The 14,453-nt window shown below is 60.2% G+C and carries 13 protein-coding genes and 1 tRNA gene; 6 read left to right on the forward strand and 8 right to left on the reverse strand.

Annotated elements, in window-relative coordinates; translation table 11 throughout:
• Positions 1–155 precede the first annotated feature (155 nt).
• Positions 156–2,060: a L,D-transpeptidase family protein gene (locus NKI24_RS07620; protein ID WP_352744221.1), complete on the forward strand. Its 1,905-nt coding sequence runs from the start codon at positions 156–158 to the stop codon at positions 2,058–2,060.
• A gap of 11 nt (positions 2,061–2,071) precedes the next feature.
• Here the strand turns inward: NKI24_RS07620 and NKI24_RS07625 are convergent, their stop codons facing one another.
• Positions 2,072–2,548 (reverse strand): hypothetical protein, encoded by a 477-nt coding sequence (locus NKI24_RS07625; RefSeq protein ID WP_352744224.1) that lies wholly within the window; start codon positions 2,546–2,548, stop codon positions 2,072–2,074.
• Between the two features lie 125 nt (positions 2,549–2,673).
• Complete coding sequence (locus NKI24_RS07630; RefSeq protein ID WP_352744226.1) at positions 2,674–2,925, reverse strand: PepSY domain-containing protein; 252 nt, start codon at positions 2,923–2,925, stop codon at positions 2,674–2,676.
• Positions 2,926–3,421: 496 nt separating this feature from the next.
• Here NKI24_RS07630 and NKI24_RS07635 point away from each other — a divergent pair, with 496 nt between their 5' ends.
• The gene (locus NKI24_RS07635; RefSeq protein ID WP_352744229.1) at positions 3,422–4,195 is read left to right on the forward strand and encodes a hypothetical protein; all 774 of its coding nucleotides are present in this window, start codon (positions 3,422–3,424) and stop codon (positions 4,193–4,195) included.
• On the opposite strand, the gene NKI24_RS07640 is transcribed toward NKI24_RS07635, so the two are convergent.
• The gene (locus NKI24_RS07640) at positions 4,173–4,367 is read right to left on the reverse strand and encodes a hypothetical protein (RefSeq protein WP_352744231.1); all 195 of its coding nucleotides are present in this window, start codon (positions 4,365–4,367) and stop codon (positions 4,173–4,175) included. The genes NKI24_RS07635 and NKI24_RS07640 overlap by 23 nt on opposite strands.
• 158 nt (positions 4,368–4,525) lie before the next feature.
• Here NKI24_RS07640 and NKI24_RS07645 point away from each other — a divergent pair, with 158 nt between their 5' ends.
• Positions 4,526–4,720 (forward strand): hypothetical protein, encoded by a 195-nt coding sequence (locus NKI24_RS07645; protein WP_352744233.1) that lies wholly within the window; start codon positions 4,526–4,528, stop codon positions 4,718–4,720.
• Between the two features lie 31 nt (positions 4,721–4,751).
• Here NKI24_RS07645 and NKI24_RS07650 read toward each other — a convergent pair whose 3' ends face one another.
• The 3 genes from NKI24_RS07650 to NKI24_RS07660 form a co-directional block, all read right to left on the reverse strand.
• On the reverse strand, positions 4,752–5,615 hold the full coding sequence (locus NKI24_RS07650) for a hypothetical protein (protein WP_352744236.1): 864 nt from the start codon (positions 5,613–5,615) through the stop codon (positions 4,752–4,754).
• Between the two features lie 1,055 nt (positions 5,616–6,670).
• A tRNA-Val gene (locus NKI24_RS07655) sits at positions 6,671–6,745 on the reverse strand.
• 100 nt (positions 6,746–6,845) lie between these two features.
• On the reverse strand, positions 6,846–7,529 hold the full coding sequence (locus NKI24_RS07660) for a phosphoglycolate phosphatase (protein ID WP_352744237.1): 684 nt from the start codon (positions 7,527–7,529) through the stop codon (positions 6,846–6,848).
• Positions 7,530–7,673: 144 nt separating this feature from the next.
• On the opposite strand from NKI24_RS07660, the gene rpiA reads away from it, so the two are divergent.
• From rpiA to gor, 3 genes are all read left to right on the forward strand, one after another.
• Complete coding sequence (gene rpiA, locus NKI24_RS07665; RefSeq protein ID WP_352448900.1) at positions 7,674–8,405, forward strand: ribose-5-phosphate isomerase RpiA; 732 nt, start codon at positions 7,674–7,676, stop codon at positions 8,403–8,405.
• On the forward strand, positions 8,392–8,970 hold the full coding sequence (locus NKI24_RS07670; RefSeq protein WP_352448901.1) for a DUF2059 domain-containing protein: 579 nt from the start codon (positions 8,392–8,394) through the stop codon (positions 8,968–8,970). Before rpiA ends, NKI24_RS07670 begins: the two co-directional genes overlap by 14 nt.
• A 117-nt stretch (positions 8,971–9,087) precedes the next feature.
• Positions 9,088–10,476 carry a glutathione-disulfide reductase gene (gene gor / locus NKI24_RS07675; protein WP_352448902.1) on the forward strand — a complete coding sequence of 463 codons (1,389 nt, stop codon included), beginning with the start codon at positions 9,088–9,090 and terminating at the stop codon, positions 10,474–10,476.
• A 57-nt stretch (positions 10,477–10,533) separates the two neighbouring features.
• Here the strand turns inward: gor and mgtE are convergent, their stop codons facing one another.
• Both mgtE and NKI24_RS07685 read right to left on the reverse strand, forming a co-directional pair.
• Positions 10,534–11,898 (reverse strand): magnesium transporter, encoded by a 1,365-nt coding sequence (mgtE, locus tag NKI24_RS07680; RefSeq protein ID WP_352448903.1) that lies wholly within the window; start codon positions 11,896–11,898, stop codon positions 10,534–10,536.
• 271 nt (positions 11,899–12,169) lie between these two features.
• Complete coding sequence (locus NKI24_RS07685) at positions 12,170–14,059, reverse strand: ABC transporter ATP-binding protein/permease (protein WP_352744241.1); 1,890 nt, start codon at positions 14,057–14,059, stop codon at positions 12,170–12,172.
• Positions 14,060–14,453: the final 394 nt, after the last annotated feature.

Genomic DNA, 14,453 nt, shown 5'->3' on the forward strand with positions numbered 1-14,453 from the left:
TTGTGAAACCGTTCTGCAACAGACGTTCCGAAATTTATGAAAGCTTAACGAAATCAGTATGAATCAGTGTAGTCACGCCTTACATCCGCCATGGGGTGGGCGAGACCGTGAAAGCGGTGCGGAACGGGATCCGGTTCAACCGGAGCGGGTGATCCATGAAACTCCTTGGAAACAAAGCAACCGTGCTGCCGTTTGCGGTGGCCGCGGCAATGCTGGCCTTCGGGGCGCCGAAGGCTGAAGCGCAAGGGTTCTTCGACATGCTTTTCGGCGGCGGCGTCAAACACGCACCGCCGAAAGGTAACTTTCCGCCGCCACCGTCAAAATACAAGCCGAAGCCCAGGGCGCCGGCCGCTTCCGGTGGTGGGGGCGGTGGTGGTGCGCAAATCAGCGGCCCGTCCTATTATACCTACAAGAGCGATCCGCTGGTGCGCGTCGATTTTTCGGCACTGTCGGCAGCGCCTGAACCAGCAACGCCTCAGGACGCTGCTTTCGAGCCGGCGGCCACCGGGGCTGCATTCCGCGAAGCCATTGCCGGCCTCGACGGCTATGATCTCTACGCCGAGAAGGACATCGCCAAGGCGCTGATCGCCTATTACTCGGCCAATCCGGATTTCATCTGGGTGACGGGAACCAGTCCCAGCAGCCGTGCCCAGGATGCCGTGCGGGTGCTGGGCGAGGCCGCGAGCTACGGCCTGACGCCCGCCGACTACACCGTCGAAGTTCCGGCAGCAGGCACATCGGCGGGCAATGTCGATGAACGCCTGAAAGAGCTGGTCCGCTTCGAGATGGCGCTGTCGGCGCGTGTCCTGCGCTACGCCCGTGACGCACAAAGCGGCCGCGTCGATCCCAACCGCATGACCGGCTACTACGATTTTCCGCCGAAGCCGCTCGACATGGAAGGGGTGCTGACGACGCTGGCCCATACCCAGCAAGTGCGCACTTATCTCGAATCACGGCACCCACAGAATTCCGAGTATCAGGCGCTGCGCGTCGAACTGGAAGCGCTCCAGGCCAGCGCCGAAGACGAAATCACCATCGATCCCAATCTGCTGTTGAAGCCGGGGCAGACCAGCCCCGAGCTGCCGAAGCTTTTGACAAAGATCGCGCGCAATCTCGATGACGAGATGGGCGGCGCCTATGGCGAGGTCTTGGCGAGGCTCGCTACCAGCGAGGTCTACGATCCGGAGCTGGTGCCGGTGATCAAGGCGGTGCAGAAACGGGCCGGCATGAAAGGCGACGGCGTCATCGGCCCGCGTACCGTTGCATCGTTGGCCGGAACGTCCAAGGCCGACAAAATTCAGAAGGTTCGGGTTGCGCTCGAAGAGTTGCGCTGGTTGCCTTCCGACCTTGGCAGCCCGCGCGTCTTCATCAACCAGCCGGCTTTCACCGCGAGCTATATCGATGATGGCGAGGAGAAGCTGAAGACCCGCGCCGTGGTTGGCAGGCCCACCAACCAGACTGCTTTCTTCTATGACCAGATACAGCAGGTCGACTTCCATCCCTATTGGGGCGTGCCGCAATCGATCCTGGTCAACGAGATGCTGCCGCGGCTGCGCCGGGATCCTGGCTATCTCGACCGCGCCGGCTACGAGGTGGTCAATGCCCGCGGCAAGCGCATTCCCTCGTCCTCGGTCAATTGGGGCGCCTACGGCGCAAAGATACCCTACGGCGTGCGCCAGCTGCCGAGCGAGGCCAATGCGCTGGGCGAGCTGAAGATATTGTTTCCCAACAAGCACGCCATCTACATGCACGACACACCGCAGAAGTCGTTTTTCCAGCGCGACATGCGTGCGCTCAGCCATGGCTGCGTTCGCTTGCAGGATCCGCGCGGCATGGCCGCTGCCGTGCTCGGCACCTCGGTCGACTACATCGAGGACAAACTGAAACACGGACATTCGACCGAGGACGTGACACGCAAGATCCCGGTCTATGTCGCCTATTTCACCGCGTGGCCGGACCTGTCCGGCACCGTCGAATACTTCAACGACGTCTACGGCCGCGATACAAGGCTGCAGCAGGCGCTCGACAGCACGGAAGCGGTGCGTTCGCCGGCAAGCTGACGAATGCGGTTCTAGCGCTGAAACAGTGGACGCCGGAAACCGGCATCGCGTCCGGCGATGAGCCAATAGACCAAGCCCGCGACAACGCCTGCGGCGGCAATGATGCCGATATCGGCCCAGCGCTCCGCGTTCGTGTCATCCGGTACACTTGGCCAGATCAAGGCGAAGCCGCCAACCGCGGCCGCCGCGCCGAAGACCATGTGCAGCCAAAAACTGCGCAGCGAGAAAAACTCGGCAATCAGTGCGAAGATCAGCGTCTGCAGGCCGGTCAGCACGATCGTCAGAAAATAGATGAACATGCCGAGCGGCGGCAACAGCAGCACCGCAACGGGGGTGACACCCATGACGTCGAAATAATTCGGCGCATTTGGCAGCGAACTCAGCCCGCCATAGATCGCCGCCACCGCGATCAGCCCAACCAGTACCGCTATGAAATAACCCGCGAGCATCATCAGAAAGCGTTTCAATACGTGCTTTACCGTCGCCATGCCCACCCCCGCGCGCAATGATAGCACTCAGTCAGCCATCAAAGTCATATCTACGCAAGGGTGTGCCGAAGGCCGGGGGCCTTCGAGGCGCGCCATTTTCGAATGCTAACCTTTGCAGGCAGCGACTATTTCGGCGCGGCTGTCACCGGATCGTAGGTGATTTCGACTTTGGCCTTGTCGCTCGTGTAATAGGTGACGGTGTAGCCATCGCTGTCCCAATCGACCTCCTTGATGTAGCGGAAGTCGTCGCGCTGCTCGACCTTGGCAATGATTTCCGACAGCTTCTTGGCATTCTGCGGCGGCAGCGGATCTTCGCCTGCGGCAAAGGCCGATCCGCCGACAAGCAGCACGACGGTCGCCAAAACAAGTCTGGACATGGCTTTCCCTCACATTTCGATGAGCAGAAACTCGTTTCCAGGCAGGTTTGTTCCGGGATAGCGGACCGTTGCGCTACAAGGAGGCGCCGTCCGTAGCTGATTTATGGCTGCCGAAAGAACACGGCGACTGCTTGAAATCATGATGCGGCGAGGGGGCGACCTGCAGCTGCGAGGTAAGCCGGGTCATAGGCCGTGTAGCGCTCCGTAACGCCCGGCCGCCTGTGTCCGAGCTGGGTGGCGGTGTCTCACTCACTCACGCCCTCTCGGCGCATCCAGCGGGCCGCTGTGTGCCTCAGGCTGTAGGGATTAACCTTGTCATCCAGTCCCGCAGCAACGCGGGCAGCACGCCACTCAGTTTTGACATCCTGCACCGGCGCTGTCTTGTAAGGCAGAATAAATACCACCCAGAGAATCATCTGGCAAAGCCCACTTCTTGACCAGCGATTTCGAGCGTGAGCGTGTATAAGCGCTCTAGGGAAGAGCTTGGGAGGATGGTTTGGCGGCAAACCCGGTCGGTACTATTGAAATCAATGTCGACGGCGCTTGGGATATTCAGGACTTGTTTCATCTGTCCGAGAGCCTGACTGAGAGTTACGGCTACTTCCTGCCGTTAGTGGCGCAGGATGAGGACACGCGGGCTCAGCTGCATTCCATCGTTCAGGCGCAGTTTTGGCGCGGCGACATCGAGACCCGGCGCTTTGGGCTGTTTCTCTATCGCCAAATCCCGAAGGACGACGGCCTACGCATCAAGTCCTTCCACTACTCTTCGCCAGGCACCCTGATATTGGTCGGCATCCTGCCGGCACTCTTGCTTGCGGCGCGCGTGGCCAGCAAGTGGCTGGACGTGTCGGAGAAGCTGTTCGACCTCTACGCCAAAATCGAAAAATACTTCCTGAAGCGGAAGAACCTAGTCAAGCCCGGCCGTAAGACAGAGGTAGACGACCAAATGGGGTTCGACCTGGACGAAGCCCGCGTGTTGCTCTTTCAGCTTTCCGAATGCCTTGGCTTTGACGAGGAATCGACGGAGCGGATTTGTGCCATCGTTGGCAATCCGGTGTCGGCCCTGAAATTCATGGTGGCGATGTGCAACGAGGCGCGCAAGCTGTCCGCGCTAGAGCGGGAAGGCCTGTTGAAGCTCCCGCGCATCGGTAACGACAACATCAAAGTGCTGCCCCCGGTAAAGGCACTGGACGGGCGCCAGAACACGCGGAGCGGGGTTGTGGTGCAGACCCGGAAGCGCCGGAAGGTCAAGAAGCCGGGCGCCGCTTGACATTCTTCCGCCACTTATCCCAGCCGCTGCCTTTGCTGCGGTCGAGCGCATAGTAGGTTTCGTCGCCGAACACCCACGCCATCGCCTCAGCATGCTCCGGCTCCTTGAACCGGAAGCCGAGGTATTCCCGGTAATCGCGCCGGATGAAGGCGTGGCGCTCGGCACACGCCATCTCATGCGCCCGGCCATGCGCGGGGTCATAGTTGTGGTGGGGAGCACGTGACCTTCTGATGGTTTAGGAATATATTCTCCGCCCATTCAGCAGAGTCAAATTGCCGGAATTGCGGAAAGTGCCGTGCCAGCTATTTCGAGAAAGACCTGCACCCAAGGGTGTATGACTTCTACATCGACAGGGATGGGAACCCGGTGCCGGTGATGCCGCCACCCAAACGGATTGACGGCGTTCGCCAGTTTGTTCTGGAAGGCAGCAGGCTCACCACTAAACAAGCGGTCACCATGCGGGACGCGCTGCAAAGGCGCCCGAACTGGATACCGTTCTCCTTCTTCGAAGAATGCCCCTTCTGACGGAGGGGCATTTTTCCGGAGTGTATCCGCCTTAAGTGAACATAATGCTAGTAACTGTCAGTCCTAGGTCATTCGCGGCCTTTGAGAGGCGCGTGAAGTTGTCGGACGAGGCATCAACGGCGTCCACATTTAGAATCACTCGTTCCGTCTCGATGAAGGCCTGAACAAGGGTTGGGAAGATTGTACGGACTACCTTGTTTACAAGAACCTCGATCTCTCTATCGCCAGCCCCTTGAGCAAATGAGATGGCAACTTTCACCCGGCCGACTTTGGGAGATGTAGGATCTGTGGCTACCCGACGCTGAATGGTACTCACTGCGTAACTCTCGAGTTCATTCATGCGACGCTTAATCGCTTCCAATTCGTCAATGACAACCAAGTCGCCGGGCGTGGCGGTCTTTTCAAATTCCACCTTTCCTCGGGAGAAGGTGACCGGATTGTCGACCTCATACTCCTCAGCTTGGATTGCCGTGATTGCCGCTTTGAGCGCAGTTCGCGCAGCTCGGATGTCGCGGGGACGTTTTCTAGAGAATTTGATAGAACGAAAGTTGGCAACGTCGAAGGGCAGCCGCTGACCCTCTAGATGCATGTGTATAATAGGCTTTTGTATCGTGTGCCGTATTCCGATCTCATAGAACGCATTCGGATTGAGCGTGCTTAGGTCTGCCACTACCAAATCTGCATTCAGCAGTGCGTCGATTATCTGTGTGTTGATTTGGCCAGGTTCAGAGATGGTGTCCGCGCGTTTTACAACAAACTCGGCAAAATGTTCCTCGAAGACCGGCTGGATGATATCTTCCAAAAGCCAGTCGGCGTGGGTGCGATCATCGCTTTCGTCATCACCTATCGGTCCGACAACAAAACAAAGCTTTGGTTTCGTGGGTAACTTTGCCATTTGTTCTCCCCCAATCATGCGCTCCCATTGCAGCTAAGGCTGGCGGGATGTCAACGTCGAGCAGTCGCCGCAACCCCTGATTTCAGACTCAACTGCATTTTCAACCCTGGCCCCGATTCACAGCGATTCATTGACCCTTTACGGCGGGAGATTCACGCCGGATTGGGGGAACGCTGCCGATACACCCTTGGGTACCATCACCGCTGGTGGGGTGGTAAGGCCGCCGTCGTTACGGCATGGCTTGCGAAACATTGCACCGGGGTCGTAGGGCAGGAAGCAGATTCACCTCTAGGTACAATCACCACCATTGACCACCACGCGCTAGTCACCGGAAAATTGGAAAAGGTCGAGCAGCCGGTTAACGATCACCGCGAGAAGGGTGCATGCCTTCTTGATCAAACACCAGATTAAACACCAGGGGACCGACCAGGATCCTCGGCTGACGAACCTTTGCATACCATAACACCATTTCGGCCTCGTGACCGTTCATGGCGAGCTTTACCGAATAGTCGATATTCGAATGCGTATGCTCAAGCCGACCGAACTTTATCTAGCGAACAGCTTCCCGGCTGTTTACATCATCGACCACACTGCGATGGGAAGCTCGGTATCAAAAAGCAGGTGCAGATGTGCGGCAACGTGTCCCGCCAAAAATGGCCGAGGCCGTTATAGCTTGCAATGTCGCGCAGAGCTGCCTGTACGAACAGGCTGCCTGACATGGACCAGCTTTCGTTCATTTCAGCCCTACTGCCGAAGGGGCGGAAGCCGCGCCGCTTTCAAAAATGGAGTTGCTGGCGCGAGGACTGAAGCGAGACAGAATGGGGGCGGTGGACCGGCAAGAGTTTCTTGCCGAGCAGATAGACAGGGTAAGGGATCTATCCGCGCCCGTGCTTCGCACCCCCAACCCGCCCTCCCAATAGGCGCGAGTTGGAAAACCGTGGCCACGTTGGAGCTATTTCGGCCAGATTCTGCACTTGCCGGAGAGTTGCGCGCCAGTGCCGATTTTCGGTGATTTCGGCGGAAGCTAAATCATCCAACCATTTCTGTACGTTAGATGGTGGGCGATGCAGGGATTGAACCTGCGACCCCACCCGTGTGAAGGGTGTGCTCTCCCGCTGAGCTAATCGCCCGCTCGTTGCCCGAAGGCCAAGCGCGCCGCGATATAAGGGAGGCCGGCCTGCGAAGTCAACCACTTGTCGGTCGGCATCTGCGGCCGCCTGAGGTCCGGCTTCAGCCTTCTGCCGCGGCCATCAGCCCTTGGACCAGATCAAGCGTCAGCGAATCGAAATGCGAGATCACCGCCGACGGTTCGAACTCTCGCACATGACGGTCGGTGTAGCCGAAATCGACTGCCACTACCGGAATCCCGGCGGCCTTTGCCGTGTCGATGTCGGTCTGCGAGTCACCGACCATCAGTGCACGGTGCGGGTCGCCGCCGGCGCGCGCGATGGTCTGCGTGAGATGGCGCGGGTCGGGCTTGCGGAACGGAAAACTGTCCTGGCCGCAGATCGCCGCGAAATGCCTGGTCATGCCGAGCGCCTCGATCAATGCCACTGAATTGGCCTCGTATTTGTTGGTGCAGATGGCCAGCAGGTAGCCGGCCGCCTCGAACCGCGCGATCGCCCCGGGGACGCCGGGGTAGGGGCGCGATTTGCCGGGAATGTTAACGGTGTAATGGTCCAGAAACAGCTTGAGCAGGCGGTCGTGCTCCTCCACTGCCAGCGACCTGTGCTGCGCTGCGTGAGCGCGCTCGATCATTACCCGGCCGCCATGGCCGACGAAGCGCTTGAAGCCGGCTTCGTCGACGGCCGCGAGCTGGCTGGCGGCAAGACTGTGGTTGAGACTGTCGAGCAGGTCCGGCGCCGTGTCGATCAGCGTCCCGTCGAGGTCGAACACGATGATCGGTCGGGTCATGGCCTGTCCTGTAACGATTTGATTGCCGGCAGGCGATAACCGCTGCGGCCCGTTCAGGCAAGCCGGCTTATCCACCGCGGGCAAGGTCCTTTGACCAGCCCGGCAAAAATGCTACGAGCGCCGAAACAAATCTCGGGACCCGGCATGGATGCGAGGCAATTGAAGGTTGAGGCCGCGCGGGCAGCGCTTGCCCATGTCACGGATGGCATGCGGCTCGGCATCGGCACCGGCACCACAGCGGACGAGTTCGTGCGGCTGCTCGCCGACAAGGTCGCCACCGGCCTGACTGTCATCGGCGTTCCGACCTCGGAGCGCACCGCCGTCCTTTGCAGCGAGCTTGGTGTGCCGCTGTCGACCCTTGAGGAAACGCCCGAGCTCGACCTCACCATCGACGGCGCCGACGAGATCGATCCGGCGCTGACATTGGTCAAGGGCGGCGGCGGCGCGCTGCTGCGCGAAAAGATCGTCGCGGCGGCCTCCGCCCGCATGATCGTCATCGCCGACAGCTCCAAGATGGTCGAGATGATCGGCCGTTTTCCGCTGCCCATCGAAGTCAACCGGTTTGGCCTGCGCGCCACCGAAATTGCGGTCGGCGCGGCGGCTGCAAACCTTGGCCTTTCCGGCCCTGTTACATTGAGGATGACGGGGAGCCAGCCATTTGTTACAGACGGCGGCCATTTTATCCTCGATGCATCTTTTGGCCGCATTCCGGATACAAGAGCGCTTTCGAATGCTCTCCACGCCATTCCGGGCGTGGTCGAGCATGGTCTTTTCATCGGGCTGGCATCAACGGCCATCATAGCCGGCGGCGACGGCATCCAAACCGTCCATGCCGCCCGAAAATCAGGGAGTTTTACCGATCATGATGTTGCATAACCGGGTTGGCCGCTTTTTTGCCATTCTGGCGGCCTCGGCCGTTTTCGCGTTTTCGTCGCCTGCGTTTTCGCAGGACGTCACCGATGCGCATTTGAAGGCGGCGCGCGCCGCCGTCGCGGCGATCCATGCGACGGATACGTTCGACAGCATCCTGCCGCAAGCGGCCGCGGCACTGGAGCAGCAGCTGATTCAGAAGAACCCGGATATGCAGGAACTGATCGCCAAGACGATCAACGAGAAGGCGATGGCCTTGGCATCGCGCCGCGCCGACCTGGAAAAGGAAGCGGCGCTCGCCTATGCAAAGGTATTCTCGGAAAAGGAACTCAATGAAATCGCCGCCTTTTACAATTCCGATTCCGGCAAGAAGCTGCTCGACAACGGCCCGATCGTGACGCGCGAACTGGTGAAGGCTGCCGAGATCTGGCAGAACGGCCTGGCTCGCGATCTCGCCCAGCAGGTCGGCGAGACCCTGGGTGCAGCGGCGAATGCCAAGGCGCCGGCTGCACCTGCCGACGGTACCGCTCCGGCCGATGGCGCAGCTCCCGCGGACGCTACACCGAATTGATTGCGGACTTCCGAGCCGCCTGACCGCCACTGGACCAAAAGCCCGGCAAGTCCGGGCTTTTCTTTTGATAGTCGGCAGCCTACCTGTCTCGGGGTTTGAGGGGCAAGGAGTTCAGCCATGGCCGGTTACGACTACGATCTTTTCGTCATCGGCGGCGGCTCCGGCGGGGTGAGGGCGGCGCGCGTCGCGGCCGCACTCGGCAAGCGTGTCGGCATTGCCGAGGAATACCGCTATGGCGGCACATGCGTGATCCGTGGCTGCGTGCCGAAGAAGCTCTATGTCTACGCCTCGCAATTCCCCGAGCATTTCGCCGACGCCGCCGGTTATGGCTGGACGGTGCCTGAGGCGCGTTTCGACTGGCAGACGCTGGTCGCCAACAAGGACCGCGAAATCAGCCGGCTGGAGGCCATCTACAAGAAGAACGTGCAGGGCGCCGGCGGCGAGGTCTTTCATTCGCGCGCCACCCTGGTCGATCGGCATGTGGTGCATCTTCTCGGTGAGGATCGCACCGTTACCGCCGACCAGATCCTGATCGCTACCGGCGGGCGACCGGCGCCGCATCCGGCATTGCCCGGCCATGAGCACTGCATCTTTTCCAACGAGGCCTTCGACCTCAAGGAACTGCCGAAGGCAATCATGATCGAGGGCGGCGGCTATATCGCCGTCGAATTCGCCAACATCTTTCACGGCCTCGGCGTCGACACGACGCTGGTCTACCGCGGCAAGGAGATCCTCAGCCGTTTCGACATGGACCTCAGACGCATGCTGCACGACACGATGGAAAAGAAAGGGATAAAAATCCTCTGCCACGCCGTGTCCGAGTGGGTCAGGAAGCGGCCTGACGGCCGGCTCGACGCGCTTGTCACCGGCGGCACGGTGCTGACGGTCGACCAGGTCATGCTCGCCATCGGCCGCATTCCCAATACCGAGAACATGGGCCTGGAAGGCGTCGGCATCGAGATGACCAAAACCGGGGCAATCCACGTCGACGAATACTCCCGCACGAACATCGACAACATCTGGGCAATCGGTGACGTCACCCATCGCGTGCAATTGACGCCGGTGGCAATCCACGAGGCGATGTGCTTCGTCGAGACCGCCTTCAAGGACAAGCCGACGGCGCCCGACCATGACACGATCGCTACCGCAGTCTTTTCGCAGCCCGAGATCGGTACGGTCGGCCTGTCGGAGGATGAGGCGGCAAAGCGCTTTTCGAATGTTGAAATCTACCGCGCCACCTTCCGGCCGATGCGGCACACACTTTCCGGCCGCGACGAAAAGATGCTGATGAAGCTGGTCGTCGACGGCGCCTCGAAAAAGGTCCTCGGCGCCCACATTCTCGGGCCGGATGCCGGCGAAATGGCGCAGCTTCTCGGCATACCGCTGAAGGCCGGCCTGACCAAGGATGATTTCGATCGCACCATGGCGGTGCATCCGACTGCCGCGGAAGAACTCGTCACCATGTACAAGCCGACTTACCGGGTGAGAGATGGTGAGCGCGTCTGACGCGACGACAACCCATCGCGGCAACGAAATTGCCGCGATGGAAGTGCGTGAGTTTTCTTACAGCAACGTTCCGCGCAGGATCGCCAGCGCCACAGAAAAATAGATCACCAGCCCGGTGACGTCGACCAGCGTGGCGACGAACGGGGCCGATGCGCTGGCCGGGTCGAAGCCCATGCGCTTCAGGGCGAACGGCAGCATCGATCCAGACAACGAGCCGAAGGTGACGATGCCAACCAGCGTGGCGCCGATGGTCATTGCGATCAGCGGCCAGTGCGGGCCGTAGTCGTAGAAGCCGAGATACTGCCAGAGCGCGATGCGGCAGACGCCGACCACGCCAAGAATCGAGCCAAGCACCAGGCCGGTGGGCAGCTCGCGCAATGCCACCCGCCACCAGTCGCCAAGGCCGATCTCGCGCAGCGCCAGCGCCCGGATGACGAGCGAGGTCGCCTGCGAGCCGGAATTGCCGCCGGAGCTCATGATCAATGGAATAAATAACGTCAGCACGATCGCCTTTTCCAGCTCGCCCTCGTAGCTCTGCATCGCGTTTGCGGTCAGCATCTCGCTGATAAACAGCGCGCACAGCCAGCCGGCGCGTTTCTGGATCATCGCCAGAAAGCCCATCTTCATATAGGGCTCGTCGAGAGCCTCCATGCCGCCGAAACGATGCACATCCTCCGTCGTTTCGTCGATCATCGTGTCGATAATATCGTCGATGGTAACGATGCCGAGCAGTTTGCCGTTGTCCACGACCGGAACGGCGAGCAGATCATATTTCGAGATCAACTGAGCAACCTTTTCACTATCGGTCAGCGGTGAAACGGTGATAGGCGCACGATCCGGCGCGATTGCCATGATCAGCTCGTCGGGCCCGCCAGCGATAAGTCGACGCAGGCTGGTCGAGCGCAACAGGACATGCGTTTGCGGATCGACGATGTAGATCGCGTAGACGGTTTCGCGCGTCCGCTCCACCTTGCGGATATAATCCAGCGTGCGGGCCACGCTCCAGTCCGGCGGCACGCTGACATATTCGGTCGTCATGAGCGAGGCGGCGCTGCCTTCGGGATAGCCGAGAATGGCAAGCAGCGTCGCGCGCAGCGGTGGCGCCAGGCCACCAAGCAGTTCGGAACGAGCCGGCTCGTTCAGATCGCGCAGTATGTCGGCGGCGCGGTCGACCGACATGGCGGCAAGCAGTCTGCCTGCCTTGATGCGGGGCAGCGCCTCGACCAGTTCGGATGCGCCGTCGAGTTCAGGCTGGTCGAAGATCTCGACCAGCCGCTCGAACGGCACTTCGCAAAGCAGCTCCGATGCCGTCTCGCGGGGCTCCTGGTTCAAGGCCTCGACGATGTCGGCGACGTGTTCGTTGGCAAGTACGCGAGCGATGGCGATGGCATCGCCGCCCGCGACAGGGGAAAACTCGTTCATGGCTCACTCCTTGCCGTCCGGCAGGACGTGAGCCTGTCAGGCCACGTCAAGCGGACGGCGGTTGCGTTCGACTGTGACTGTCGCCAGGCATGGCGCGGTGACCTTTCTGCTCGCGGGTTCGAGTTGAGATTCTGCAAGCCGGCGCAACATAGGAGCGCGCCTTGCCGAGTCAATCGCGAGAGCGGGTTAAAACGGCGGCAAACCGGCGGATCGCGAGACTGTGATCGGGCGACGTGGCAGGCTGGCTGGACGCTGGCAATGGTGCCCGCGGCTATCTCTGCTTCAGCCGGCGGGGAAAGCGCAGCCATTTGTCCTCGGCCGGCCGTGTCGGCTGCGTGAGGATGGTGGTGAGCTCGACCGGCAAGCTCGGAACCAGCGGCTTCTTGGTAGCGACGCCGTCGGCGATCGCAACCACGCTGTGGTAGAATTCGGTGCCCGCGAGCGATCTCGGCGGCGTCGCCTCATGCATGATCGAGATCACCGTTGCATCAGGGCAATTGTCCTTGATCGCCTGATGGAAGGCGATCCGTCCTTCGGGATCGAGCGCGCCGGTGGCTTCATCGAGGAACAGCAATCCCGGCTGCTGCAGCACGATGCGGGCGACAACCAGCTTCTGCTTCTGCCCACCCGAGAGAACCTGATCCCAGATCTTTCCTTCACGGCTCTCATCAGCCAGATGCTCGATGAAGTCGCCGAGACCGGCCTTGTGCAGGGCGGATGCGACCTGCACGTCGGCGTAATCATGCTCGGAACCGGGCAGGCAGACCAGTTGCTTCAGCGAAACCTGCTGCAGCTTCACCTCCTGAGCGGCGTAGAAACTCCTGACCCCTTCCGGGAAGACGATGGTGCCGCGGCCATAAGGCCACAGGCCGTTGATCGCCTTGATCAGCGAGGTCTTGCCGCAACCGGATTCGCCCTTGAGGAAAGTCCACTCGCCACGCCGGAAGCGCAAGTTCGCGGCACTCAGGAAGGGCGTTGCGTCCTCGCCCTGATGCGCCAGTTCGAGCTTCTGGATGGTCAGGCCGAACACCGGGTTCTGGTGGTCGTAGCGGAACTCGGATCGGCCGGTCTGCTGATAGAATTCCTGCGGGTGCTGGACGTTTTCGATTGCCTGCGCCAATTCGATGACGCGCTGGCTGTTGGCGCGCAAGGTGGCGATCTCCGGCATCACATGGATGAACCACGAACAGTTGCTGATCAGCTTATCGACCTGGCCGGAAGCTGTCAGATAACCCTTGAGGTCGAGGCCGTTGTGGATGAAGGGCACCAGCCCGGGCCCGAAAGCGACAATCTTGGCACCGATGAAATTATAGATCAGCTCGAACGAGGTGTAGCCGGTATTGACGATGTTCAGTCTGGCCCAGGTACGGTCAATGTCTGCATAACGCTGGCTGTGTACAGTCTTCTGCACATTCTCGCCCTGCGATGCGGCGACATGAAAACTGCGGCGCAGGAACGTGATCAACTCGCTGCGGTAATTGCCTTCGGCCTGCTGCATTCTGACGTTTAGCCACTCCAGCATTCGGCCGAGTTTCAACGCGATCCAGGTGTTGAACGGCACATACACAGCGATTGCCAGGAGAGCAAGGACGGCGCTGCCGTAGCTGCCGAGAAACTCCAGCCCCTTCACCTCGACAGAGTTTTTCAGCAATTCGCCGCCGAGAAAGTAGAACGAAGCGAAGACGCCTAGCACACCCGAAGCAAGCCCGATGGCTCCACCGGTCATGGCCTTGATGGATTCCTGCACGCGCTGGTCGATATTGTCGGGAGCTGCATTCCCGGAAGAGCCATGCTGGGCATGGAAATGCGAATGATTGGAGTCGAGCAAGGCCTCGTTGAATCGGCTATCCAGCCAGCCACGCCATTTGCGATGCAATGTCTTGGAAACAAGGTTGCGAATGCCGGCAATAACCAAGTCCTTGAGCACGACCAGCAGCACCAGCCAACCGGCGTTGGTCAGTATTGCCTTAAGTGGCGTCGTGTTCGCGGCATCGTGGAAAAAAGCGATCGAAGCCGCCAGCTCGGCCCCAGCCACCGTAAACCAGACGTCGGCTTTGCTGGACAGCGCGATGATCAGCGCGATCACCAGCGTCAGCGTCCAGGCTTCCCTCCAGCGGTCCGAGAACCAGTAGACCCGCATCAGCCCCCAGAAGCTGCGCATCGAAGATACGGGCGTCAGGGGCGACTGCCTTGCGGCACCGCGGAGCCATTTTTCCGATATTGAATGTCGCGTTGGTCTGTCGACCCGAATCACTATCCCGCCCAAACGATTTTTCTTTTGTTACGGACAGTAACACCAATTGATCATTTTCCATTAGCTTTTCACCAGTCGCAGGTTGCTTAGCTTGCCGGCCGTTGCAGTGGAGCAACAGAATGAATGATCACGGCGCCGTGCCGTCACGTTTCGAGGGGCGGAATACCAACGCAATTTCAAATAGTTACTTGCCTGCGCCCGAGCAAGTAGAGATCTTCCCCAAGGGAAGGTCTTCACACAGCTTTGTGAACATAGAAGCGCCTTCCAGCGGCCGATCTTCACAGCCTGAACCGCCTTCACG

Origin of the sequence: Mesorhizobium sp. M0701 (assembly GCF_040320365.1) — a bacterium.
Lineage (GTDB): Bacteria > Pseudomonadota > Alphaproteobacteria > Rhizobiales > Rhizobiaceae > Mesorhizobium.